Raw genomic sequence first — 25,497 nt, 5'->3', positions numbered from 1 at the left:
GTTTTTTTTGAATATTTCAACAACATCTTTAGGAGCATGGTATGTGCGGAATCGTTGGGGTCGTCGGAGTATCTCCTGTAAACCAATCAATTTATGATGCTTTAACTGTTTTACAACACAGAGGGCAAGACGCAGCAGGTATAGTAACATTAGACCACCTTGGTGCTTTTCGCCTGAGAAAAGCAAATGGATTGGTTAAAGATGTATTTGGGCTTAAACATATGCAGAGATTACAAGGCAACATGGGAATAGGCCATGTCCGTTACCCAACTGCTGGCAGCTCTAGCGCTTCAGAGGCTCAACCATTTTATGTTAACTCTCCTTATGGACTAACGCTTGCCCATAATGGTAATTTGACCAATACTGAATCACTTAGAAAATCATTATATCAAACCAATAAAAGACATATTAATACTACTTCGGACTCAGAAGTGTTATTAAATGTTCTTGCTAGCGAGTTAGATAAATGTACTGATTTAACCCTTACTCCAGAAGTGATTTTTAGTGCTATTGAACGCACGCATGCTCGCCTTCTAGGCGCATACGCCTGTGTTGCGATGATAAGTGGATATGGCTTAATTGCATTTAGAGATCCATTTGGCATTCGACCATTAGTCTTAGGAGAAAAAATTGTCTCAATCACACGAAATGGTGTTACATCGGAACATAAAGAATACATGGTAGCCTCAGAGAGTGTCGCACTAGATACATTGGGATTTAAGCTGATTCGTGATATTTTACCTGGTGAAGCAGTCTATATTTCAGCTGAAGCGGAACTCCATAGTAAAATTTGTGTGAAGAATCCTAAATTACGCCCATGTATATTTGAATATGTCTATTTTGCAAGACCCGACTCTTTTATCAATAATGTTTCGGTTTATAACGCTAGGCTTAATATGGGCAAAAAACTAGGTGAGAAAATTGCACGGGAATGGCAAGATGTCGACATCGATGTCGTTATCCCTATTCCTGAAACCTCATGCGATTCTGCTTTAGAAATCGCTAGAATTCTAAATAAACCTTATCGTCAAGGATTTGTTAAAAATCGCTATGTTGGTCGTACCTTTATTATGCCAGGTCAAGAGGCAAGAAGCGCTTCTGTCAGACGTAAATTAAATGCTAATGCGGCAGAATTTAAAGGTAAAAATGTACTTTTAGTGGATGATTCAATCGTTAGAGGTACGACCTCTGAGCAAATTATGAATTTAGCTCGTGAAGCAGGTGCTAAAAAAGTGTACCTCGCCTCAGCCGCGCCAGAAGTTCGTTTTGCCAATGTGTATGGTATTGATATGCCAAGTGTAACCGAATTGATTGCTCATGAAAGAGAGCTTGAAGATATCAGACAGTTAATCGGTGCAGATAAGCTTATATTCCAAGACTTAGAAGACTTAAAATCAGCCATCACAGAAGAAAATCCTACTTTAACTGATTTTGATTGCTCAGTATTTGATGGTGTTTATGCGAGTGATGAAGTAAATGATGCCTACTTTGAACGTTTAGATGCCATCAGAAATGCGGATAATCAAGCGATTAAGGCCACTCATGAGATAGAAAATCTAGATATGTATAATGAAGGCTAAAAAATAAGATTAGGTTCAAGATAGTGTCTAAAAATTATCTTGGATCTTATTACGAGGCATTCAGTTCATAAAAAAATAGTCAATGCTAATTTAACTGCATATTGACACATTGAATTGACATTTTTTTGTAAAATTATACTGTAGTTACTTCAAGTTGCAGGGGCAGATATTATTCCGATTCCCATTCAGTGGGCGTTAAGTAATGCTAAAACCGTCTCTGTTGCTACCACAGGAAGCATTCTTTTGAGCAAAGAAACCTGTTTGTAATATGGGCTATCTTTATCCATTCTGTTATTCATCTTTTTTTGACGTTTAATATCTCTGGCACTGTGATTTGATATCGCTCATCAAAACGCCCTTTTTCGACAACCTGCCGCTTTCCTGCTCCCAATTTAATTCTTGTCTCATCTACGCGATTGACCCACTGGTGATCGTAGTATCGACCCAGAAATAGAAATACTCGGTTTGCCTGAACAGAGCTACTTCGTTCAAGAATATCTTGTACTTTTCTAGGGCTAAGATTGACTAAACCCTGAAATAATTCTGCGACATGCTCAAATGAAATCAGCTTGCCAATCGCGTCTACCACTTCATAGTCAGCAAGTTCTGCACAGCTGACAGTGAGTTCTTTCTCTTTAATCATGATTCTTTTCAAATCTTTCTCGGAATTCACTTCAAGTTTATGGTTTCCACAGTAAAACCAATTCTGATAAGGGAATTCACGAAACCATAACTGGGAAGCCTTGCACTGAATCCTTTTTTTGAGGGCATTGAAAATAACGCCACCGCCATCTCTTTAATCGATAGATTAATCGAGAAGTACTACATCATCAAACTCGAGGCTAAGTCCTACCGCGACAAGCAGGCCATGGAAAGTAGTGACTCTTAGCCCTCAATCCTGCCTAATCTCTAGTGCACGATTAAGCAACAGAATAAGCAAAAAAATCGGTCAAAAAAACTGAGCGAAAAACATCATAAAAACGAGTTAAAAAGCCAAATTTATGCACTTTTTAACAGCGATTGGCAAACCGTCTACAAAAGCCTTTAAAAATACGAAATATGATAAATAAATCATAACGTTTGATCTTAAAACCTAAAAAACAACATTCACAAGCAATTTTGCAACGACCTCAGCTGAAGCAATAAAGATATATAGCTAATGTTACGCCGAAAATACTAACCTTACCGCCTAATTTGTTGCAAAATGGTCGGATCTTGAATTTCATCATCGCACGCTAACAACAATACTTTTGCCATGATTTCGGCTGTCCTTGGATCTTCATCCATAAAGGGGAGAAATATCCGTCCGCGATGCTGAGAGGGTACCGCTATGATGGATAGATAACTACCACCTAATTGATGCACTACCGCGCTGCCTAAATGTATACTGTATTGGGCTAAACTGCCAGTGATGAGGGCATGACTGCCAGCAATCTCAATGTTCTTAAGTTTAAATAAATCTACAGTTTCACGTAACAGTGCAGCACGTAGCTCAATTGATGATTGACTTGCTTCTGGATCAACCTCACCAACATGAGCAACAGAAACCACTAAATCCAAATCACGCATTACTTCTGAGAAAATAATAGGTGCAATCGAACTGAACTCAACGTTGTCCCCCGTTTTAAGTGAGTTAAATTCAACCGTTTCTAAAGTAGGGCTTTCAACGTCAGCAGGTGAAAACCAATCAGCTACAGCATATATTCTGGCGATAAAACCATGTTTATGGAAAACTTTTTGTAAGCCACTTTCATAATCGACTTTCCATCCACGTGTTTTTAGCAGTGCTAAAGTCTGTTTAGGCGCGACTTGGTGCCCTGCATAACGGTGGGAGACGGTTTTGGCGGCAAGTTCATCCGCAGTAGGCAGATACAGTTCACGGAACACTTGTTTAAACGGTTGCTGTAATTGCTGATTAAAACAAACCTTCTGATAGGCCACCCATTCTTGAGTAAGATGTAAATCAACGCAGTGTGCAATCCGTAGGCGAAGTGTTTGAGCCTCGTCATGCAAAGGGTGAACTTCACCCGTTGCTGAAATTAGCTGTCCGTCACGTAAAAATCCTGTTTGCTTATCCTGGGTAATAAAGACTAGTTTTTGTAAGTGATGAGTTATCACTGGGTGTTCAAGTAGGTTCAACATCTCTTGTAGAGTAAATTCATCCCCTCGCACCATTGCCTCTTCTAATCCACGTAGTGCCCGCTTATATTGCTCGCGTAAGGTTTTACGCTTCTCCATGAGAGATAATACCTCAGGATTTTTTTTATGCGCCTTAGGTAGGGATTTTAAAGGCTTACCTGCTTTGCTATAAACCAAGTCCGCGATACCGGTGGCATCAACGACTAACTTAATCTGCAAATCATCCAAGATAACATCGGTTTCGGTGGATAAAATACGCTGCACTTGCTGCATTTCCATTGACCAAGTTAAACGCACCGGATCAGCATATCCAGCATTACGGGCAAGGTTTTCCATCGCAATTTGAATCGCTAATGCTTCGCTTGCTTGTTTCTGAGCACCAAATTCGCGACTCTCTTTTTTAAACTGTTGCAAATATTCATAACGCGTAAGTACATCTTTTTCTGGGTTAGTTTTGCTCAATGGCACCAAACCATAAACACGCAAATAATCTTGATCACGCATCTCTTTCACTTTAGCTATCACTTCACGGATCTTTAAGTTGTCGGTCATCACATCTGCATACAATCGTGCTCGCTTATGACCATTACCTTCAGAAATATATTTAGCAGCAGTATATAATATATTCCAACGAGTTTTGCCTAAGGCTTTATAAGCAGCCGTAAACCACTCTTTATCCACCGCACCATTTTTAAATTCATTCAGATCGATAGCTGAATATCTGGCAATTTCACTCTCATTTTCAGCATTCACATCTTGATAGCTAGCGATTTTAGTATGCGCATGCATCCACCAAATAGCTGAGTCTAATCCCTTCCACCCTAAAAAGTCACTCACCCATTTTTGCCATTGTGGTGCGTAGATTGCAGCTTCAATTAACCGTGATTCTTTAATGTTAAACTGGGTAACCATTTGGTTAAATTCCGCTTGAGTATCCGTCGGCAGTGGATAACAACGCTTTAATAAATAACTGAACATTTGCTGTTTATTAAGCTGGTTTTGATTATAGCCTGCGTAAATATACCCTCGATATAGATTGGTTTTATCTAAACCGACTAAAATTTGCACTAAACGTTGACTGCCAAAAATAACTTGTAACTCTTGACTAAAATGAGTTACTAAAGTGCTTGAATCGCCACGTATCAATTCAATATCTAAACACATATTGATAATGCGCGTTAGCATCGCAGTTAAAAATGGATAATGTTGGCAATAATTAAACTGGTGTTGTTGTTTAATTTGTAAACATGCTGTCAATTTACGTAATGCACTAGGTTCACATAAAGCAAAATAGAGTTCATCTTCACCGATCAGCTGATGATGGAATGCCTGTAAATATAGCTCAATTGGGGGGCGAGCATGGTCGCGATTATGCGCTAAACCAGACTCCATTCGCCATTTATATAACTTAAATAACCGTGCCGTAGTGACAAGATCTAACTTAAGGGTGGGCCCAGAGTGTGAATAAGCCGAGTGTAGGAAAGTACTAAAGATAGGTTCTTGTTGCCAACCATCACCATGGTAGCCGTAACTATCCTTCGTATCAATTTGGTATTGTAATATTTCGTCAGGTAATGATAAAAATAGCTGTTCACAGGCATCTAATAAAAAGTCAACCACCACGTTTTGGTTCTCTTTATTCCCTAATTCTAATTTTAATAAACCTTCAAGAATGGTTTTAGCTGGATTATCCCATTGATAAGCCGATTGTTTTGGATTAATCAGCACATTTTTATGAAAAAACATCATCGGACTTAATGTATCCCGCCACACTTTTCGATTACAGCCATCAATCAAGGTCAATAACAGTAGATCAATCGGATCTAAACCAGAGGCTTGATACCAGTTTTCCCACTCTTGCCAAAGGGGTAAAAGTTCAAAAATCTCCCTAGCGGAATACCCCTTCTCAAATGTATTTCGGCTATATTGTAAACTATTGCTAAGTAAAACTTTAGTAAACTCTCCGCCATAATATTCTACTTCATATTCGTAATATTGGTGCGCTAAATACAATTGATTCAGTGCGGCTAAATGTACTTTGATTGTATCTAGTGGTTGAGAAAACCCATATTGCTCTTTTGCAATACGCTTTTGATACAGACTATCTGTCTTCACACTGAGTGGTTGTTTAGCCTCAATCCGACTGGGATCAAATAATCCATAACCGTTTTCGGCAGACACAAACGCTTGCTCATCACCGTTTTGGGTCAACTGCTGTAATAAAGTTAACTCACGTGCGGACACTTTATTTTCTTTCTGATAACGCTCTGCCCATTTATCGATCTGAGTCAATAAACGTTGTTGTGTTTTTAATTGCAAAATGAGATCTAATAGCCCGATTTTTTGTTCCAGATCCCCAAGCGTAAGGTGGCTTGCAATAAAGGTTTCTAGGGTAGTATCTGACTGCTTAGCCATCAATGTGATGGTATTTTTACGTACTCTAGCCGCTTTACGTTTCAGTAATGGGTAGATTTGCTCTAATTCAACAGGGGTAAGTTGCACCGATGACAAACCACGTAATGCGCTAGCCGCGATCCCTTCTGCACGATCACTCAAAACTTGAAAACAAAATTCACGTTGTCTTGCAGTTAATGTGGAAGGCTTTTCTATTGTATTAAATTCATAAGCATAATAATAATGGCGACCTAATATTTTTAGGGTGATGGCTTCACGCACATTAATCGCTAACGTATCAAATATTGCTAATAATTGGTTATTATCTGTTTGATTATCGCCCGCTAATTCGGTGAGTACTAAATAAATATCACTTTTTCTAAAATTTATAGTTAACCAAGAAAATACCTTCCCAGTAAAACTTTGTTCTTGGGTCTGGATGCTTGCTGCTAGAGCATAAATTTTCGCAAATAATTGTGAATCAGCATAGCCTGCATTGTGCTGCTGAAATAACTCAACTAAACGACTGAACAACGCACCTAAAATCATCAATTTTTGATTACTTTCTCCCACTTTAGCCTTTGAATCATCTAGTTCATTATTTAGGCTATTTAAAATCGATAAATAAAAGGGAATTTCTAAGGTGGGAATATTTATCTCACTGGCAAATTTGATGGCTAATAATTTTTTCTCAACATTGCCTCGTTGCACTAAATAGTTTAAATGGGGCTGCGTTTTTTCAATATCGAATACTCCTTGCGCCCACAGTGCCATATAAACTTCATTATTATTTTTACTTTTTATTGCCTGTGAAATCAACGCCGGTTGCTGTAAATAGGTGTGGGCTAAGGATAAGATATCTTTTACTACGCGCTCTTTTTCAGCTTCCCAACCGAGACCTGTCCAAGTATCGACCGCACGTACTAATGATGAAAAACGCGTCAATTTATGTTCCAAAATCACTTGGATCATATAAGTTAAAGCACCAATACTGGTTTCATCTAAGGATTCTAAAATCATTTGACGCAAGCCTTCTTGGCGTTGAGCGGCTAATAGTAATTTTTCGACTAATTGCCAACTGGCGACCTTTTCACTATTCAATAATGCCTGAATCAGTGTAACACTGACTTTTCCAATATTATCTTTATTAAAAATAATATCTTCAAAGGTTTGGTAAATTTCAGGGTATTCTAGATCTAATGCCGCCGACCAAAGTAGCATTTGGGAAGTTTGATATAATTGATGATCATACCTAATTTGTTCAACTAGACTCAATTGATAATAATGCCATTTATTGTTATTGTTATCGTACCATCTAGATGGCTGGCAAATATTAGATAAAAAATTCAATTGATTAACTCGTATCCGTTGGCTATCTTGTGGTGCACGAAAAGAGCGACGGTAATAACCATATTGATAGATTTTCTCGGGGATTTTATGCCACGTATGCTTCACTAAAGGCAACCTTTCAGCTCCATATAAATAGGTGAATAAGGTTAAATAATCCTCATTTTGCCATAGATCTTCAGGTATCAATGGCAAAATAGCGGCAAACGAAGCACTTTCTAAAGTGAAATATAATTTCATACCTGAAGCGTTATGCCCAGAAGTATTACTGGGGAATAATTGGCTAGCAAATTCAATTACGGGCTTGGGTAAAGCGCGAATTGTTTCAGGCAAAAAAGCTGCTTTTTCTTCATCACCTGCTAATAAAGCAGTGAAGGCTTTGCGCCATACATTTCGAAAATCTTGAACTTCTTTTGCTGTAAAACTCTGCTCTGTAAACACAGGGGGAAGTGTCATCAAATACTCCTATCAATCGAGATGTAAATAAGTGGTATTATGTTTAAAAACGCACACACATATGTTATTTTCTTTCATCAAATCGGCAACTTCTAGATAACTAGCGACTTGTATTCATCCTACCCGAAAATAAAAAAGTGTACTTTACTTTAGAAAGGGCAATATCGCAGTGAAATAATGCTAAGGGGTGGGTGTTTAATTGGCCCTCAATTTCCTTAAAGTAACTCACTAAAAAAACAATCGCCAATAAACCATTAATCAATTAAAAATCAAAAACTTAAAAATCAACCAACCTAAATTCTGTTTTAAAAAACAAAATATAACCTGCATAAATAGCCCTAGCTTGAGCTAACCTGGTAATATTCTGATTTGTCATTAGAATCATAAGTCCTTTAAATGACGGATTTATTCCATCCCAAAGACTAATCTTAACAACAAAATAGGGTTTATCTTCAAATACTAGCAACTCAGATTGCAATCAACAAGAGATACTTCGATAGCTTTTAGCTTTGATTGTTAATTTAGTAAATTAATACTCGTCTTTATCAATAGGCTGCTTCTATGCCTTTTTCTTCGATGCCTTCCACTTAGCCGTGTAATGAGCTATGAGCTCATTTAATAAACAAGGCTATTTTAAGCGAATGATAAAATCATCATTCGCTTCTATGATGCGATTTATGGTTATTTTTTCTGTAAAAATAATTCACCAAGCTTCGTCGATTGACCTAGTGTCACAGTTGCATCAAAGGTAAGTGAATCTTTAACAAAAAGATTAATGACTGTTGAACCGAGTTTAAAGCGTCCCATCTCTTGACCTTTTTTCAACTTAATCACTAAAGATTCATCTACCTCACCCTCTTTTGGATAAGTCCATCTCTGGATAATCCCCTCTCTTGGTGGGGTTACGCATCCAGCCCACACCGTTTCAATACTACCAACAATTGTTGCTCCTACTAAAATTTGTGCCATAAGACCAAACTCGGTATCGAAAATACAAATAAGTCTCTCATTACGTGCAAATAAGTTCGGAATATGTGCTGCAGTATGCAAATTCACAGAAAATAAATCTCCAGGAACATAAATCATTTCTCTTAACACCCCGTCACAAGGCATATGAAGTCGGTGGTAATCGCGGGGTGAAAGATAAATTGTCGCAAACAGACCTCCAGCAAATGCATCAATCAATGGGGTATTACCCGCGAGTAAAGCAGTTAAAGTGTAAGTATGTCCTTTTGCCTGAACGAGAGCTTCCCCTTCAACATCTCCAAACTGACTTAATTTACCGTCTGCAGGAAACACAAGACTCGATAAATTTTCATCAATCGGTCTTACGCCCTCTTTTAAGGGTCTTGTAAAAAACTCATTGAACGTTTTATAAGCCTTTGGTTCTGATTCTTTCGCTTCTTGCATATCTACATGATAGGCTTTGATAAAAATTTTGATAAGTCCTTGCGTAAACCAACCTAACTGTTTCTCTGCAACAAATCCTAGTAAAACAGTCAGCAACTGCTTAGGCAATAAGTGCTGGAATAATACTCTAATTGAATCTAACATTTTAACTTCCTTCATCATTTATACATTAAATGCTATTTATGCAATAACCTAAAGCTTGATTAAACGTTAGCTCTAACACTTAATCAAGCATATCCACATCTCTCAATTTTCGTTTTGTAAGTTCGATACCCAAGTATCCAACCAAGCCTCAGCTACCTCTTCAGGTAAGCTATCTGTAGTCGCATCTATCTCCAATCGAGAGCCAACTTTTGTTGCCCCTAGTTGAGTCAAAACTGTTTCAATTGTTTTAATCGCCCCACAAAACAAATCGTATTCACTGCTTCCAAGACCTATGGCGCCGAATTTGACTTGACTCAAATCAGGTTCTCTAGCTTCCAATTCATTTAGCCAGGGTTGTAAATTATCAGGTAAATCCCCCGCACCATGTGTCGAGCAGATAACAAGCCAAAGACCAAACAAAGGTGTTTCATCTAACTTTGGGCCATGTTTAATCTCTGGATTTAGTCCTAAGACGCCAAGTAAAGGCTCAAGATGTTCTGCAACATACTCCGCATTACCAAGTGAGCTTCCTGTAATGAGAGTGATTTTCTCTGACATACATATTTTCCTAGTTAAATAAAGTCCCTACTACTTAAAAACCAATCATTGGCATGATACGTGAGAATCAAATTTATCAAAATAAACCTCGATTTATTTTGGGTTATTCTTCTTTATAACCTGTATCATCTGCTGTTGGTGCATTTGCCGCCTGCCGAGCTAGTTCATCACATCGTTCATTTTCCACATGGCCAGAATGTCCTCTTACCCATTGCCAGTCAATTTGATGGGGGGCTACTGCCTGATCTAACCTTTGCCATAAATCTATATTTTTGATTGATTTACGAAGAGCAACTGCCCAATTATCTTTTTTCCAATTATGTATCCACTTAGTAATACCATTTTTCATATACTGGCTATCACTCATCACAGTTATTTTACAAGGTTCCTTAAGACTATTTAAGGCCTCAATAACCGCAAGCAGCTCCATACGATTATTCGTTGTATGATAAAATCCACCGCTGATCTCTTTTTCATGCTGATTATAACGCAATATAGCACCATACCCACCAGGTCCTGGATTACCTAGGCACGACCCATCAGTAAAAATTTTTATTTCTTTCAATACTATTTCCTTTTCTTTATTATCAATTTGCTCATCCTTGACACTTTTGAATCAAACACTCTATTAAACGATTGAGTCTACAGGATCAATAATGGAATTACACAAAACTCATTGCCAAAATCGATAGCTTTGAACAAATATACATTCAATTGCGATCGATTAATTGAGCTCACACTAAATTAATGCGACAATTCACTTTTGAGGTTGTTCGTCTTGAATGTGTTCCACGTAATATTCAAAAGTTCAAGCTCACTTAGTTGATAAAATAAACGTTATCTCAGCGTCATACTCTATGTAAAGCATTATAGCAAAGCAAATAAGAAAATAAGTAAAAAATTGCCTTTTACTGTTTAGATGAAAAAACAGACGACTAACCAAATTTATTACTAAAAAATAAAGGCCTAAGAAACTATGCAATCTCGTCAAATCATTCTCGATACTGAAACAACTGGTATGAATAAGTTCGGGGTCACCTATGAAGGACACAGAATTATTGAAATAGGGGCAGTCGAGGTTATTAATCGGCGTCTCACAGGAAGACATTTTCATGTCTATATCAAACCTGACAGATTAGTTGATTTTCCCGCTTTTAAAGTCCATGGGATCTCTGATGAATTTTTATATGACAAACCAGAATTTAAGGATATTTTTGAAGAATTTATTGATTTTATAAAAGGAAGTGAATTAGTGATCCATAATGCACCATTTGACGTTGGCTTTATGGATCATGAATTTAAATTATTAGGCCAATCAATCAAAACACATGACATTTGTAAAGTCACCGATTCATTAACACTGGCTCGCCAGCTATTCCCTGGCAAACGAAATAGTCTTGATGCCATCTGCTCAAGATTAGGCATAGATAATAGCAAGCGTACTTTACACGGCGCGCTACTTGATGCCCAAATCCTAGCAGATGTGTATTTAACCATGACAGGTGGGCAAACCTCTTTATCACTCGCTTCACTAGAAAATGAAGAAACCACACATTCAAAAATACAAGAGGTTAGAGTTGCAATAAAACGAGCGCATCCTTTAAAAGTTGTCTATGCTAGTACAGATGAGATAGCGATGCATGAAGCACGATTAGATACTGTGATGAAAAAAGGTAAATCTTGCTTGTGGCGTGAAAGAAATGGCACAATAGAGCATTAAATTAATGTCATCACCTGACTCATCAGTTCGTATATCAATCATGCATTGCCAGCGTTCAAACACACGCATAACTAATCAATAAAAATGCTTTTTTCACTTTAAACTAAATAGGAACATTATGTTAATTAACTTAGGTCGATTGTTGATGCTTATCATTTGGGTATTTTTACTCTTGAATATCATCATGCCAGTACAAAAACCACTTAATTACTTCTTATATTTTGCACTCATCTTCATGACAATTATGCATTTATTAAAAGTATTCATGATTTCTTTTATGCTTGCAAAAAGTGAACCATTGACTTTTGCACAGAAGATTAGACTCTTTCTATTTGGTGTGTTTGAGATGATCCCCATGTATCGACGCCAAAAGGCAGCCTTATCAGAAACAAATACATCTCAGGTTAAATCCTCTTATACTGAAACTTAAGTCACATTGAAATACTCAAAATATTCAATAGGAAAAGTCAAATTAGAATATAATAAGAAAACATATTAGCAATTTCAACGTAAATGCTCACCCAATTTGGGCGGTAAGAAGTCAAGCTAGGGTAACGGCAATAACAAACGATATTATGACCACAAATCCATTTTCAGCCTTATTGCTACAAGCACAATATTATCTTTCAAAGCGAGATCATGGGCGAGTTGAACTCATGCGTAAGCTCACTCAATTTATACTAAAAAAAGAATCATCTCATACCAATAGATGGCAGAATAAAAAATGCAATGGCGAAGATATCGATTCAGAGTTCAGAGATGATCTCACGGATGATTTTTCATTTTCAAGCCAGCAACATCACCTATCAGAATCACAATATACCCTGATTGAGTCTGTCTTAGAATATTGTGCAGAGCATAATTGGTTAAACGACAGCCGATTTACCGAGAGGTATATTGAAAACCGGCATAAAAAAGGCATCGGAAAGAGTAAACTCAAAAGTGAGCTCTATCAAAAAGGGATAGATAAAACCTTAATCAATACGTTAATAGAATCAGCTGAGATTGATTGGTTTGCACTAGCACAGCTTACCGCACACAAAAAATATCCGCATTTACTTGAGGATAGACAGATTGAATCTAAACTCAAAATTCAGCGTTTCTTACAATCTAGAGGATTTAGTTTTGAAGAAATCAACGCGATTTTTGATGAATAATATTTCATTTTTTACTTCATAGGAGCGCCATACACGTGAATAATCAATCTATACAACAAAAATTAACCAACCGATTTTTTAGATATTTAGCCATAACAAGCCAAAGTGACGCTTCTAAGAGCATTGTGCCTAGCACCTCGGGCCAATGGGATATGGCTAAACTCCTTGCTAAAGAGTTAACTGAACTTGGCTGTCAGAATGTCCATATCGATGAATATGCTAATGTGACCGCTAAGTTAGCGGGTAATTTGAAAGATACTCATACGATAGGCTTTATTGCCCATATGGATACTGTTGATGTTGGACTCAGTCCTGACATTAAACCTCAAATTTTGACATTCAAAGGTGAGGATCTTTGCCTTAATCAAGAGCACGATATATGGTTACGTGTAAATGAGCGTCCTGAAATTAAAAAATATCTTAATGAAGACATTATTTTCAGTGATGGTACGAGCGTCTTAGGCGCTGATAACAAGTCTGCGGTGACAGTCGTCATGCAAATGGTAGAGTACTTTTTTGAACATCCTAATACTCCACGTGGTGATATTTATATTAGTTTTGTCCCAGATGAAGAAATTGGACTGAAAGGGGCTAAACTACTTGATCTAACCCGCTTTCCTGTTGATTTTGCCTATACAATAGATTGTTGTGAAACAGGTGAACTCATCTATGAAACATTTAATGCTGGCACTGCCCATTTACATATTAAAGGCGTCACTGCGCATCCTATGTCTGCGAAGAATGTACTAGTCAATCCCCTGCGTATCGTTCAAGATCTCATGGGGTATTTTGATCCATTAGATACCCCTGAACATACTGAAAAACGTGAAGGATATTTTTGGTTCAATCACCTGATTGCTAATCAAAATGAGGCTAGCGTTCAAGTTTCAATTAGGGACTTTGATTTAAAAAACTACGAAAAACGTAAAGAGATTATGTTTGAACGAGTAGAACGCGTCAAACAAGCTTATCCTACAGCTGAAATTAAATGTGAAATAATTGATATGTATAGCAATATTGCGAACTCTTTAGCAGATGGCGGGCAATCAACCTCAATTGATCTTTTAAAAGCTGTATTTAATGAGCTAAACATTGAGCCTAAGATTATCCCAATGCGTGGAGGCACAGATGGAAGCGCTTTATCTGCACGCGGTATTATGACGCCTAATTATTTCACAGGCGCACATAACTTTCATTCAGCATTTGAATTTTTACCACTCAGCGCATTTGAAAAATCGTATCAAGTGACATTAGGATTATGCTTAGCTGCAGCAAAAAAGAGCTAAACTAATCTATTTTTAGCCCTTCGATTAGAGAAGGGCATTTCTACCACATCCAATATCTCTTGGATCTCAAATAGACATGGTTTGCCAGAGTGATTTTGAATAACCTACCCCAAATCCCCCAATAGACTGATGACTTCAAAGCAATTGAAAAAATGCGATGATTATTTGCTTAATGTATAGCATAAGCAGTAATAAAGCCTAAAACAACAATCAATCCAGTCCAATCATGCGTTGACTCAAATGCTTCAATAATCATACTATCGACAACCATGCACAAAATAGCGCCTGCTGAAAATGCCGTAATGAAGCCTAGTATCATCGGGTCAACATCAGCAAATAATGCTGGAGCTAAACCCGCTGCGATTGCACAGGCAATCGTTATCATACCCCATAATAAGAATATACTTTTTGCTGATTTACCTGCCTGTTTCATACCAGAGGCACTACTTAATCCTTCTGGTAAATTTGATAAGAAAATGGCAATTAATAATACTGTACTGAGTTCCCCCCCTTCTAAAAATCCTAAACCTAAACTCAAAGATTCAGGAATACCATCTAGTAACGCACCAAACGCTAATAAAAGAGCAATATTCGAATGGCGCTCACTTCCTGTCCCTTTTTTATTCTTTTGAATATACTCAAGTCCTTTACCCGCCAAAATAAACGTGATAGCACCACAAAGAATGCCCATCAAAACAATTGGGGTACTTGATAATTCTCTTGATTCTGGGATCTGAGAAAAACAAACAGCTGCAATTAACACACCACTCCCGTAGGCTAATGCGCTTGCGACTGCTTTTTTAGAAAAGTTGAAATAAAATCCTAATGCAGCACCGATTAACAAACTACTGGCACTTAATAAACCAAATCCTAAAGCATTTAATATGGTCAACCAAGGCATAGACTATCTTCCTTTTTTGCATAACATGGCTAATTAATTATCTTGTCATCATATCAAAAAATATCTCTTCATACGACCATATAAAGTCTCTTTGTATTTTTACTTTTTATTCAAGATATTAAACCCTGACTAATTTCATGAGTGGTTCAAATGCGTACATAGCGGCTCTTCTACCAGCCCCCTCTTCCACCACCACTAAAATCTCGCGATCTAGTAAGATTCGAACAAATTTAGAAGCAGTTGCTTTAGGTATACCACTTTTTTCGATGAAAGAAGAATTTCGAAAAATCGGATACGTAAAAATAAAATCTAATGCATGCACATACCATTTTGAAGCTAGATGTTTACTAAACTCTTCCTTCATATCTTCATATAATTCCCTGATGCTTTGTACTGTTTCTAAATTTTGTTTTGCTTGAGCCTTAACGGCTTTTAAAAAAAAGACACACCATGAGTGCCAATCATTATTTTTGGAAACATTACGCATCACATCAATATAATCATCTTTATGCTCTTGTAAATATCCACTTATGTAGAAATGTGGCTCTGAAATCAAACCAGATTGCCAAAGCATTAAAGGTATGAGGATTCGTCCAATTCTACCATTCCCATCTTTAAAAGGATGCAGCGCTTCAAATTCAACATGGGTGAGCGCAGCCTTAATCAAGGCTGGCGCATCAGATTCAGCAATAAAAAGAAATAACTTATCTAGCCCTTCTTGTAATCTTTCAGCACTAATCGGAATAAATAATATTGTTTTATTGCGCTTATCCGCGAGATAATTTTGTTCTGTCTTAAACATTCCTGGAGACTTATCTGTGCCTCGGCCAAAAGAAAGTAATTGTTGATGGGCAGATTTAATTAGGGATTGGGAAATATGATATCCATCCTCCATAGCCATTTGAGCTGATTTTAATGTACGCTGATAAAGGAATGTTTCAATTATATCCAAGCGGACCTGCCCTTTATGATTTTCATGGCGCGAATGAGCTTCGAGCTTCAAAACTTCATCCATTGTACTAATAATACCTTCTATTCTAGAAGATATGACAGCTTCCTGATGGCTTAAAAGAGCATAAAGGATATCCTTATCAGGTCTGTTTTTAGGATTGCATCAAATCTGGCAAGTGCATCAGTCGCGTCAATAAGATGATTGATTAAGATTTCATAATTCAACACTGCAGGTGGGAATAGATCATAGTGATAATCCGTGATCTCTTTATATTTATAGTCCATGATAAAATAACTCCTTGTTCAGAATCACTCAATAAAGATTAGATCATAACAATCATGATCTAACATTATAATTCCCTCGGTATACCACCACCATTATATTGCTCAATTTTCGCCAACCAATTTTTATTCGTGTTTGAAATATCATAAGGGACTTAGATATGAATAGATTGGTTGTTTTGGTGTTTATAAATGAACGGCAAAATATCTTGTATCTCATTTTTGCTATTTTTTGAATGACAAACTAATTTGATACTTATAAATGAGCAACAAAACACTTTGTATCTTATTTTTCCTGTTTTTTGAGTGACAAACTAATTTGATGCTCATAAATGAGCAACAAAACACTTTGTATCTTATTTTTCCTTTTTTTTGAGTGACAAACTAATTTGATACTCATAAATGAGCAACAAAATACCTTGTATCTCATTTTTGTTAATTTTTGATACGCAAACTATTTTAATAAGAGAATTCAAGATACTGATAAATCAGGTACCAAATGTAAAGCAGAACAGACATGAAACTTGTGTGGAGCTTAAGGCAGTGTATGCTGAAGGTAGCGTAACACCCCCGACCTATCAAGAATGGTGGCAATCAACCTGATTTTAATTAAAATCTAAACTTCACTATACGGCGGCTCTCAATATAGAGGTGAGTACAAACCCTATAATTGCCTTGCTTCTCAAAAAGACAATACGTAAGTTTGCCTCATGCTAAAAACTCAGTAGGAGTGAATTAATTCCCATGAAAGACCAAATTTAGCTAAATATTTCCGCAGTCTATCAGCATCATTAGGTGATTTTTTTTCAGTTCTAGAAACAGAAAATAATTTCCTTCCTGCTTCTGAAAGATTTTTGCTAGATTTACATACCTCTAACACAGTCAACAATTGTTGTTTATCAAATAAATCTAATCCATTTAAATCTATCAAATCTGAAAACTCGAGTTCTTTTTCTATTGGTACGGTTTCCAACCTATCTGAATCCTTTAACTTAAGCCCCCATGCGTACTCTAAACGCTTGATTTCTTCATCAACAAGTGAGGCATCAATTCGCCCACCAGAAGATAATGTCGCAAGGCGGGTAATGCTCGCACTCAATTCTCGAAAATTGCCAGACCACTTCGCATGTTTCGAGGTCGCAAACGATAAATATTTTTGTTTTGCTTCCGTACTAAAAGCAACTTGCTGCTGATTTAAAAATGCGAATTGATTCAATTCATAAGTAATGTTTGGTGCAATATCTTCTGGCCTGTTAGCAAGTGAAGGCAATTCATATGCCCAAAGATTAATTCTAGCATATAAATCCTCTCTAAATTTTCCTGCCCTGACCCATTGCCTTAAATCTCGATGAGTCCCTGCAATAAGTTGAAAATCTGAGGATATTTCTTTATCGCTTCCAAGCGGATAAAATACCTTTTCTTCTATCGCTTTTAGCAACATCGCTTGTTCATCAAGCCCTAGCTCCCCGATTTCATCTAAAAATAATAAGCCACCATTTGCCCTTTTTAACAAACCAGGTCTATCTGAGAGTGCGCCTGTGTAAGCACCCTTAGTATGACCAAAAAGTGCAGACATTGCCGCATCTCCTCGTAGAGTCGCGCAGTTAACTTCTACAAAATCACCCACTAATTGGTGTTTACTTCGTTTTAAATCATAAATACGCTTTGCCAAAAAAGATTTACCCGATCCTGTAGGACCATTCAGCAAAATGGGAGACTTAGAGAGCGTTGCGACTTTCTCTATCTCTGTAATCATATGGTTATAATTAGAATTAAGCGTAGCAATACCAGATTTAAGTTGCTCATAATGATTATCTTTCTCGGAGGCATGACGCTTAGCAATTTCATCATAACGACTTAAATCTAAATCAATAATTGAGTAAGTCCCTGCAACTGGCTTGATATCAATAGAATGTTCATTTTCCTTATATTTTATGTCTATATGAGCCTCATCTTGCTCAATATTTTTCTCAACTGATGTTTGTTTTTGAGATTCTCGCTCTTTTTTTGGCGGTGACGTTTGTAGTAACTTTGCAGGAAAATAATGGGCCTCTGTCAGTAAAAACCAGCATATTTGCATCACATGTGTGCCTGTTGTGATATGCACATAATAATTTTCTTTTTCCCTATCAAATTGATATAACTTTGAAAATTCATATAACTGCGTATAGGTTTCTTGAAAATCCCAAGGATCGCTAATCGGAACACAATGCAGGTAGACCTCTGTTTGCGGCGCCGCGATGGTTATATCTTGCTGTAGTTGCAAAGCAATGTGTTTGTGATTTTCTTGATACAGTAACTCAAATCGATGAATTGGTAAGTTTGTTTGCAAGCAGGCACCTAATGAGGGCCGCCAACTGCGCCATCGATTATGCTTATTGCCACGTTTATCTAAAATCGTGCCTACTGTGCCAATCACGACATTTTTTAATCCTGTTTCGATGCTATTTATCATGTTACTCCACCTACTAGATCAATCGAACAAAAAATTTACTCACCCTTAAATAGATAATAATATAAATTATTATAATTTTATATAAAAATAAAAAAAATATAACAAAGTTCTATAGATACTTACCATGATGACTTCCCCTTCAAATAAAGATTAAAAATAAAAATTAAAACATTAAAAAACTTAAAAACAATAACTTAAATAAAATTAGTCATGTCATTTAAAAAGTTGGCACATTGATTGCTTTATTTTTCATGTCATCGTCACCTAACAGAATAATTACACTTTCTTTAGGTCTAGGTTGGATTGAGGTTACCGATTTAGTCATAATTTTATCACTATCGTTAATACTCCACCGTCTCCCTCTAATACTAGCGGGTTAGATAAGACTAAGACACAGATGCAATCAAGAGAACTAACTGATTCTCTCTTGCAATTATGGTAAGGCTAACGCTGGGAAGGTTCGACTCCTTCAACTTTAAAACAACATTGCAGTAGAAGGTTTACTGCTGACAATCACTGCCTGGCTAGTAACTGGGCATTAACTCGAAGGTTAAGGCGAGACAGACTGTACGAGGTATCGCCAATACCCCCTCTTATCTTATCTAATCTAGATCTTAAGTTAGATAAGAGGAAAAACGACTTAATGTGAGTAAATAAAATCAGCTTTTAATGACAAAAGACCGTAAAAAATTGACTGATTTTATTCTACACCTCGCTACACGCTACGCAGTGATTTCAATAAGAAATATAATAAGAGATAAAATAATGATTAAAACAGAACAACAACACGATAAACAAACTCAATTTACGCAGCAATGGTTTGGCAGAAAAAAACTAACAGTTCAACCTAATCAATTAGCTCTGCTATACCGCAATCAGCTTTTAGAGAATGTGTACGCTCAAGGTGAATTTCAATTTAAAGATTCAGATAATGAGCTTAACGTAGTTTTTGTTGATCTTGCTGCTCCTTTGATTGATGAGAAATTAGCAAATCATTTGTATGCTTATTTACCAGAGGTCATTGCTAAGTATTGTACTGAAATCAATACAAATGAAAATGAAATCGGTTTACGCTATGAAAATGGGATCTTAATTGAAATCTTACCACCAGCGACGAAACGTTTATATTGGTTAGGTCCAACAACCCAAACACTTAAAACGTATTGCGTTGAAGAGGCGATTGAAGTAGATGAATCGATCAAACGTCAACTTTTACGCCCTAATGCAAGGGCAAAAAAAATCGTTGGGACATCTCATGTTTTAATGGCTAATATCCCTGCATATCATGTTGGTATATTGAAAGTAGATGGCAAAATAATGCCTCTTTTAGCAGCGGGCAATCATGCATATTGGGCAGTTAACCGCACGATTGATTTGGAAATCATTGATACACGTATCACAGGATTAGAAGTCAATGGCCAAGAAATATTAACCAAAGATAAAGTCACCTTAAGAATAAATTTAATTGCTAACTGGCAATATATCGATGTATTAAAAGCGCATGAACAACTGAGTGAGATTAAACCTTATCTTTACAGAGAGTTGCAATTTTCGCTTAGAGAAGCAATTGGTACAAGAACACTTGATGAATTATTGGAAGATAAAGAGATTATCAATAAAATTGTGATAGATAGGCTCTCTGAAGTACTAAAAAATAGTGGGATTGTAGTCACCTCATTAGGCGTTAAAGACATTATATTGCCTGGCGAAATTAAAGCGATTTTGGCCAAGGTCGTTGAGGCTGAAAAAGCAGCTCAAGCCAATGTAATTCGTCGCCGAGAAGAAACATCAGCAACACGCTCACTACTGAATACAGCTAAAGTGATGGAAAATAATCCGATTGCACTTAGGTTAAAAGAACTAGAAACTCTAGAAAAAGTTGTTGAACATATTGATACATTGAGTGTTTATGGCGGTTTAGACGGTGTATTAAACGGACTTGTCACCCTCAACCAAAATAAATAGGCCAGTAAATAAACCAAAATAGATAGCAAACAACAAATTTAAAATAAATGAGAGATAAGAAAATGAATATAATCATGAATGAATCATACCAAACAATTAGCTCAGATAAACACCACCCAATTAAAATGTGGACCCATGGCGTACCCGTTGAAGAAGAGGCTAAAAAACAACTATTTAATACTGCTACACTACCCTTTATTTTTAAACATTTGGCCGTTATGCCTGATGTACATGTAGGTAAAGGTTCGACAATTGGAAGCGTTATCCCAACCTATAAAGCGATTATTCCGGCTGCCGTTGGAGTCGATATTGGATGTGGTATGATGGCTGTCTGTACGTCACTTGTAGCCAGTGATCTGCCAGATAATCTATTTGGTATTCGTTCTGCAATTGAGAAAACGGTACCACATGGTAGAGTGATGCAAAGAGGAAGAAGAGATACAGGTTCTTGGCATAATGTTCCGCATAACGTAGATCTTCAATGGGCAAAACTGGCACCTGGATTTGCTGCATTATGTGACAAATACCCTAGACTTAAAAATTCTAATAATCAAAAACACTTAGGGACACTCGGTACAGGAAATCACTTTATAGAACTTTGTTTAGATGAAAGAGACAGGGTTTGGGTAATGCTACATAGCGGTTCACGTGGCGTCGGTAATTTAATTGGTAGCCTATTTATTGAAATGGCTCAAAAAGATATGGAAGCTCATATTGGCAACCTACCAGACAAAAATCTTGCATATTTTGAAGAAGGAAGCCAGCATTTTGATGATTATGTTGAGGCCGTTAAATGGGCACAAGAATTTGCGCTTGCTAATCGTGAAGTTATGATGGAAAACACATTAAAAGCCTTGGCTAGTCAAATTGAGAAACCATTTTATACCGATCTTATGGCGGTAAACTGCCATCATAATTACGTACAAAAAGAAACTCATTTCGGTGAGTCTGTCTTTATTACCAGAAAAGGGGCAGTGTCAGCTCAAAAGGGACAACTTGGAATCATACCTGGATCTATGGGGGCAAAAAGTTTTATTGTACGTGGATTAGGGAATGAAGAGAGTTTTTGCTCTTGTAGTCATGGTGCAGGAAGAACGTTGAGTCGTACCGCTGCTAAAAAACGTTTCACAGTTGAAGATCAAATCCGCTCTACAGCACATGTTGAATGTAGAAAAGACGAGGCAGTGATTGATGAAATACCAATGGCTTATAAAGATATTGATGCAGTGATGGCTGCACAAAAATCACTTGTCGAAGTAGTGCATACTCTAAGACAAGTTGTTTGTGTAAAAGGTTAATATATTTGCCAATTAGCTTTTCAATTATTATCTATTATGGACGGCTACGTTTTAACGCAGCCATCCACAATAACTGATAGTAAATAGCTTTGGCATCCTCTCCCAATAAAGCAAGGGATTCCTACTGCGCAACTTCAATTACATAAGCAGACTCTCTCATCCGTGTATTAACCATTCTATATGGTTCTTTATTTTCCATAGAATTGAGACATTATTGATAAACAGATTGATCACTGATGAACTCTTCGGTTACGGCTACTTCTCATTTTATGGTCTTGCTGTAGATGGTTGTCTAAAAGCGTAGTATTTTGGCTTTTTAATCCGACTTAAAAAAATAATTAAAAATCAGCCTGATTTATGTAACGTAAATACCGAAACAACTTATTTTTCATCCATCTACACTAACAGAAATGAACATAATGAATTACGAAATATTTTATTAAAAATAACCACTTGAGATAAGAAAAGAATTCGGCGTTTAATCTAAAAACGCCTAACTCATTTATGAGGGACACTTCATATCGATCATCGTCTCTAGGAAATGTGTATTATGGCAATAGGCTGTTACTAGGCTTAGGTTTTATGGGTATTCCTGATAAAAACGATTGATTAGCTGTTCTATTTTTTATTTAAATCAATCTTAAACACTAAAAGAAGAGCCACACCCACACGTACTTGTCGCATTAGGATTACTCACAACAAAACGAGATCCTTCCAGACCATCTAAAAAATCGACTGTACCGCCCACAAGATATTGTAAACTCATTGGGTCTACCACTAAAGCAACACCTTGTTTTTCTATCAAAAAGTCATCTTCATTGGTTTTTTCATCGAACATAAATCCGTACTGAAATCCGCTACATCCACCGCCTGTTATATAAACTCGCAATCTTAGGTTTGGGTTTTCTTCCTCGCTGACTAATTCTTTAACTCTATTAGCTGCTTTATCTGTAAATTGTAGGGGCAACCCCTCATCACTTGTTGTCATATCGACCACCACTTTTAAAATTAACCTGAAAATATATTGCACGCACTAAGACTAACATCGATCTTTTGTTTAATGCCTATTATTACCTAGTCCAATAACTATCTCAATCTTTTCTATCAAATTTATATTATTACCTAAAGCAAAAAGCTCGGCAATGCCGAGCTTTTTTAGGTCATAATCTGCTAAAAAATAGATTAGCCACGTGCATTAACACGATTTAAACGCTCTTTAATACGTGCAGAACGACCAGTACGCTCACGTAAGTAGTAAAGCTTAGCTTGACGCACTAGACCACGACGCTTAACCGTGATGCTGTCAACAACAGGTGAATGTGTTTGGAACACACGCTCAACACCTTCACCATTTGAAATTTTACGCACAGTAAATGCTGAATGAAGTCCACGATTACGAATAGCGATAACAACGCCTTCGAATGCCTGTAAACGCTTTTTAGAACCTTCAACGACCCAAACTTTCACTTCGACTGTATCACCAGGACGAAATGCAGGGACATTCGTTTTCATTTGCTCTTGTTCGATTTGTTTAATGATATTGCTCATTTTATATTCCTATTGCTAGATTAACTGAATTGTCTATGAATTAATGTTCATTTGAATCTTGCTGAAATTCCTTCAACAAAGATTTTTGCTCATCAGTCAGAGCTAGATGTTGTAGAAGATCGGGTCTTCTTTGCCAAGTACGCCCAAGCGATTGTTTAAGCCGCCAGCGACGAATTTCTGCATGATTACCTGAAAGTAACACTTTCGGAACTTGCATGCCATTTAAAACTTCTGGTCGGGTGTAATGTGGATGATCAAGTAATCCATTCACAAATGAGTCTTCAACTGCTGATTCAGAATGTCCTAGTACACCAGGTAACAACCTTGTTATGGCATCAACCATCACCATAGCAGGTAACTCCCCACCGCTAAGAACGTAATCACCAACTGACCACTCTTCATCAATTAACGTTTGTATCACACGTTCATCAATCCCTTCATATCGACCACACACTAAAATCAAAGATTCAGCTGTGCTAAGCTTACTCACACCTGTTTGCGTTAGAGGTTTTCCTTGAGGTGATAAATAAATCACTTTAGATTGCTCACCTATTACTGTTTTAGCTTGTAATATAGCATCACTCAATGGTTGTACCATCATCAACATACCAGGCCCGCCGCCATAAGGTCTATCATCAACGGTTTGATGTCTATCTTGTGTGAACTCACGCGGATTCCAAAAATCAACACGCAAACGCCCATCTTTTACTGCTCGACCTATCACGCCATAATCAGTAATAGCATGAAACATCTCTGGAAAAAGGGTAATAATACCAATATGCATTAAAAATTGGGATCCCAATCAGCAATAATCTGTTTAGCTTTAAGATCAACATTTTTAATTACCTGACCATCAAGGTAAGGAATTAATCGTTCTTTTGCACCAAAGGCATCATTGAGATTTGCTCTAACAATTAACACATCATTAGAACCTGTTTCCATCAAATCAGTCACAATTCCCATATCATAGCCAGTTTCACTCAAAACACGGCAATTGATAAGATCCTTCCAATAATAATCCCCTTGTGTTAACGCGGGTAAATTATTTTCTTCGATTACCACTTCAGCATTCGTTAAACGCTGAGCTTCATCTCTATCATTAATCCCTTTAAGTTTGATGACAATATCTTGTGCATGCCATTTCCACTCTTCAACTTCAACAAACTTTAACTGTCCAGCGGCACGAAGGTACCAAGGCGCATAGTCAAAGATATTCTCTTTGTTTTCTGTTGCAGGAAACAACTTTAACCAGCCACGTACACCATAAGGTGCACCAACTTTACCTACAACAATCGGTTTTAAGAGCACTGAATGTGTTTGAGATTGCATGTTAAAATACTTACTCTATCAAATTTAAAAAGCAATTATTTATATGGTATTACCCTATAAATTAATAACAATTAATTAAGCTGCTTTTTTTGCATCTTTAATTAATTGATTTACGCGATCAGAAACAGTTGCACCTACACCGATCCAGTGATTGATACGATCTAAATCTAAACGTAATTTTTCAGCTTGGCCTGAAGCGATCGGGTTGAAAAAACCAAGACGTTCGATGAAACGACCATCACGTGAATTACGGCTATCAGTCACTACGACTTGATAGAATGGGCGTTTTTTTGAACCGCCACGAGCTAAACGAATTGTTACCATAACATCCTCATTTGTATATAAAATAACAACGACCGCCAACATTCCGAAGGCAGTCGCTGTAAAATGCATTATCGATTTACAACCTTAATGCATAGAAAAGGGGAGTGAAAGAATATAGGATACACCAGATTCTTTACGATTTGACATAAACTAAGCACCAAATTTACAACACTTAGCCAAGATCAATCGAGCATTTTACTTATTTTGAGGTAAATTGCAAGCCATAAGAATCTAATTAGTAAACAATCTACCT

The 25,497-nt window shown here is 37.0% G+C and carries 20 protein-coding genes and 1 pseudogene; 7 read left to right on the top strand and 14 right to left on the bottom strand.

Annotated features, from left to right (window positions below; genetic code table 11):
- Nucleotides 1-41 precede the first annotated feature (41 nt).
- Complete coding sequence (gene purF, locus BMW37_RS01710; RefSeq protein WP_093317184.1) at nt 42-1,580, top strand: amidophosphoribosyltransferase; 1,539 nt, start codon at nt 42-44, stop codon at nt 1,578-1,580.
- A gap of 295 nt (nt 1,581-1,875) precedes the next feature.
- Here the strand turns inward: purF and BMW37_RS01705 are convergent.
- The 5 genes and pseudogenes from BMW37_RS01705 to rnhA form a co-directional block, all read right to left on the bottom strand.
- Nucleotides 1,876-2,310 (bottom strand): annotated as a pseudogene (locus BMW37_RS01705) (type IV toxin-antitoxin system AbiEi family antitoxin domain-containing protein); the annotation flags it as partial.
- Nucleotides 2,311-2,762: 452 nt separating this feature from the next.
- Nucleotides 2,763-7,916 carry a DUF4132 domain-containing protein gene (locus BMW37_RS01700; RefSeq protein ID WP_093317182.1) on the bottom strand — a complete coding sequence of 1,718 codons (5,154 nt, stop codon included), beginning with the start codon at nt 7,914-7,916 and terminating at the stop codon, nt 2,763-2,765.
- Between the two features lie 681 nt (nt 7,917-8,597).
- Nucleotides 8,598-9,470 carry an archaetidylserine decarboxylase gene (gene asd / locus BMW37_RS01690; protein WP_177168553.1) on the bottom strand — a complete coding sequence of 291 codons (873 nt, stop codon included), beginning with the start codon at nt 9,468-9,470 and terminating at the stop codon, nt 8,598-8,600.
- A 102-nt stretch (nt 9,471-9,572) separates the two neighbouring features.
- The gene (gene mioC / locus BMW37_RS01685) at nt 9,573-10,028 is read right to left on the bottom strand and encodes an FMN-binding protein MioC (protein WP_093317174.1); all 456 of its coding nucleotides are present in this window, start codon (nt 10,026-10,028) and stop codon (nt 9,573-9,575) included.
- A gap of 103 nt (nt 10,029-10,131) precedes the next feature.
- Nucleotides 10,132-10,593, bottom strand: coding sequence for a ribonuclease HI (gene rnhA / locus BMW37_RS01680; RefSeq protein ID WP_425441745.1), 462 nt, complete (start codon nt 10,591-10,593; stop codon nt 10,132-10,134).
- Nucleotides 10,594-11,004: 411 nt separating this feature from the next.
- Between rnhA and dnaQ the strand changes: the two genes are divergently transcribed.
- The 4 genes from dnaQ (at nt 11,005) to pepT (ending at nt 14,191) form a co-directional block, all read left to right on the top strand.
- Nucleotides 11,005-11,748 carry a DNA polymerase III subunit epsilon gene (gene dnaQ / locus BMW37_RS01675; RefSeq protein WP_093317169.1) on the top strand — a complete coding sequence of 248 codons (744 nt, stop codon included), beginning with the start codon at nt 11,005-11,007 and terminating at the stop codon, nt 11,746-11,748.
- A gap of 118 nt (nt 11,749-11,866) precedes the next feature.
- Nucleotides 11,867-12,178, top strand: a complete 312-nt coding sequence (locus BMW37_RS01670; RefSeq protein WP_093317166.1) for a DUF1145 domain-containing protein — start codon at nt 11,867-11,869, stop codon at nt 12,176-12,178.
- 145 nt (nt 12,179-12,323) lie between these two features.
- The gene (locus BMW37_RS01665; RefSeq protein WP_093317164.1) at nt 12,324-12,905 is read left to right on the top strand and encodes a regulatory protein RecX; all 582 of its coding nucleotides are present in this window, start codon (nt 12,324-12,326) and stop codon (nt 12,903-12,905) included.
- Nucleotides 12,906-12,940: 35 nt separating this feature from the next.
- Nucleotides 12,941-14,191, top strand: a complete 1,251-nt coding sequence (gene pepT / locus BMW37_RS01660) for a peptidase T (protein WP_218139441.1) — start codon at nt 12,941-12,943, stop codon at nt 14,189-14,191.
- 169 nt (nt 14,192-14,360) lie between these two features.
- On the opposite strand, the gene BMW37_RS01655 is transcribed toward pepT, so the two are convergent.
- The 4 genes from BMW37_RS01655 to rtcR all read right to left on the bottom strand — a co-directional run bounded on the left by BMW37_RS01655 (nt 14,361) and on the right by rtcR (nt 18,780).
- Nucleotides 14,361-15,092 (bottom strand): ZIP family metal transporter, encoded by a 732-nt coding sequence (locus tag BMW37_RS01655; protein ID WP_093317162.1) that lies wholly within the window; start codon nt 15,090-15,092, stop codon nt 14,361-14,363.
- 118 nt (nt 15,093-15,210) lie between these two features.
- A complete protein-coding gene (locus tag BMW37_RS01650) occupies nt 15,211-16,128 on the bottom strand; it encodes a Fic family protein (protein WP_483887619.1) in 918 nt (305 codons plus the stop codon).
- Between the two features lie 29 nt (nt 16,129-16,157).
- Nucleotides 16,158-16,328, bottom strand: a complete 171-nt coding sequence (locus tag BMW37_RS15285) for a hypothetical protein (protein ID WP_218139439.1) — start codon at nt 16,326-16,328, stop codon at nt 16,158-16,160.
- A 718-nt stretch (nt 16,329-17,046) separates the two neighbouring features.
- A complete protein-coding gene (rtcR, locus tag BMW37_RS01645) occupies nt 17,047-18,780 on the bottom strand; it encodes an RNA repair transcriptional activator RtcR (protein WP_093317160.1) in 1,734 nt (577 codons plus the stop codon).
- A 669-nt stretch (nt 18,781-19,449) separates the two neighbouring features.
- On the opposite strand from rtcR, the gene BMW37_RS01640 reads away from it, so the two are divergent.
- Together BMW37_RS01640 and BMW37_RS01635 are read left to right on the top strand one after the other, a co-directional pair.
- Nucleotides 19,450-20,745, top strand: a complete 1,296-nt coding sequence (locus BMW37_RS01640; protein ID WP_245710993.1) for a slipin family protein — start codon at nt 19,450-19,452, stop codon at nt 20,743-20,745.
- 62 nt (nt 20,746-20,807) lie between these two features.
- Complete coding sequence (locus BMW37_RS01635) at nt 20,808-22,043, top strand: RtcB family protein (RefSeq protein ID WP_245710992.1); 1,236 nt, start codon at nt 20,808-20,810, stop codon at nt 22,041-22,043.
- A 640-nt stretch (nt 22,044-22,683) separates the two neighbouring features.
- On the opposite strand, the gene erpA is transcribed toward BMW37_RS01635, so the two are convergent.
- The 5 genes from erpA to rpsP form a co-directional block, all read right to left on the bottom strand.
- Nucleotides 22,684-23,031 (bottom strand): iron-sulfur cluster insertion protein ErpA, encoded by a 348-nt coding sequence (erpA, locus tag BMW37_RS01630; RefSeq protein ID WP_093317154.1) that lies wholly within the window; start codon nt 23,029-23,031, stop codon nt 22,684-22,686.
- 194 nt (nt 23,032-23,225) lie between these two features.
- Nucleotides 23,226-23,591, bottom strand: coding sequence for a 50S ribosomal protein L19 (rplS, locus tag BMW37_RS01625; RefSeq protein ID WP_093317151.1), 366 nt, complete (start codon nt 23,589-23,591; stop codon nt 23,226-23,228).
- Nucleotides 23,592-23,631: 40 nt separating this feature from the next.
- Nucleotides 23,632-24,375, bottom strand: coding sequence for a tRNA (guanosine(37)-N1)-methyltransferase TrmD (gene trmD / locus BMW37_RS01620; RefSeq protein ID WP_093317148.1), 744 nt, complete (start codon nt 24,373-24,375; stop codon nt 23,632-23,634).
- On the bottom strand, nt 24,375-24,920 hold the full coding sequence (gene rimM, locus BMW37_RS01615; protein WP_093317146.1) for a ribosome maturation factor RimM: 546 nt from the start codon (nt 24,918-24,920) through the stop codon (nt 24,375-24,377). Before rimM ends, trmD begins: the two co-directional genes overlap by 1 nt.
- A 75-nt stretch (nt 24,921-24,995) precedes the next feature.
- Complete coding sequence (rpsP, locus tag BMW37_RS01610) at nt 24,996-25,244, bottom strand: 30S ribosomal protein S16 (RefSeq protein ID WP_093317434.1); 249 nt, start codon at nt 25,242-25,244, stop codon at nt 24,996-24,998.
- Between the last annotated feature and the right edge of the window lie 253 nt (nt 25,245-25,497).

Source organism: Thorsellia anophelis DSM 18579, from assembly GCF_900111395.1.
GTDB lineage: Bacteria > Pseudomonadota > Gammaproteobacteria > Enterobacterales > Thorselliaceae > Thorsellia > Thorsellia anophelis.
Note: the sequence above shows the minus strand (reverse complement) of the source record. Positions and strands in the feature narration are given on the sequence as shown.

Coding starts and splice junctions, on each gene's coding strand:
- dnaQ (WP_093317169.1), top strand. CDS start 11,005: ATGCAATCTCGTCAAATCATTCTCGATACTGAAACAACTGGTATGAAT.
- BMW37_RS01640 (WP_245710993.1), top strand. CDS start 19,450: ATGACAAAAGACCGTAAAAAATTGACTGATTTTATTCTACACCTCGCT.
- BMW37_RS01655 (WP_093317162.1), bottom strand. CDS start 15,092: ATGCCTTGGTTGACCATATTAAATGCTTTAGGATTTGGTTTATTAAGT.
- purF (WP_093317184.1), top strand. CDS start 42: ATGTGCGGAATCGTTGGGGTCGTCGGAGTATCTCCTGTAAACCAATCA.
- BMW37_RS01635 (WP_245710992.1), top strand. CDS start 20,808: ATGAATATAATCATGAATGAATCATACCAAACAATTAGCTCAGATAAA.
- BMW37_RS15285 (WP_218139439.1), bottom strand. CDS start 16,328: ATGGACTATAAATATAAAGAGATCACGGATTATCACTATGATCTATTC.
- BMW37_RS01665 (WP_093317164.1), top strand. CDS start 12,324: ATGACCACAAATCCATTTTCAGCCTTATTGCTACAAGCACAATATTAT.
- BMW37_RS01670 (WP_093317166.1), top strand. CDS start 11,867: ATGTTAATTAACTTAGGTCGATTGTTGATGCTTATCATTTGGGTATTT.
- BMW37_RS01700 (WP_093317182.1), bottom strand. CDS start 7,916: ATGACACTTCCCCCTGTGTTTACAGAGCAGAGTTTTACAGCAAAAGAA.
- rtcR (WP_093317160.1), bottom strand. CDS start 18,780: ATGATAAATAGCATCGAAACAGGATTAAAAAATGTCGTGATTGGCACA.
- rplS (WP_093317151.1), bottom strand. CDS start 23,591: ATGAGCAATATCATTAAACAAATCGAACAAGAGCAAATGAAAACGAAT.
- mioC (WP_093317174.1), bottom strand. CDS start 10,028: ATGTCAGAGAAAATCACTCTCATTACAGGAAGCTCACTTGGTAATGCG.
- trmD (WP_093317148.1), bottom strand. CDS start 24,375: ATGCATATTGGTATTATTACCCTTTTTCCAGAGATGTTTCATGCTATT.
- erpA (WP_093317154.1), bottom strand. CDS start 23,031: ATGACAACAAGTGATGAGGGGTTGCCCCTACAATTTACAGATAAAGCA.
- rpsP (WP_093317434.1), bottom strand. CDS start 25,244: ATGGTAACAATTCGTTTAGCTCGTGGCGGTTCAAAAAAACGCCCATTC.
- rimM (WP_093317146.1), bottom strand. CDS start 24,920: ATGCAATCTCAAACACATTCAGTGCTCTTAAAACCGATTGTTGTAGGT.
- asd (WP_177168553.1), bottom strand. CDS start 9,470: ATGTTAGATTCAATTAGAGTATTATTCCAGCACTTATTGCCTAAGCAG.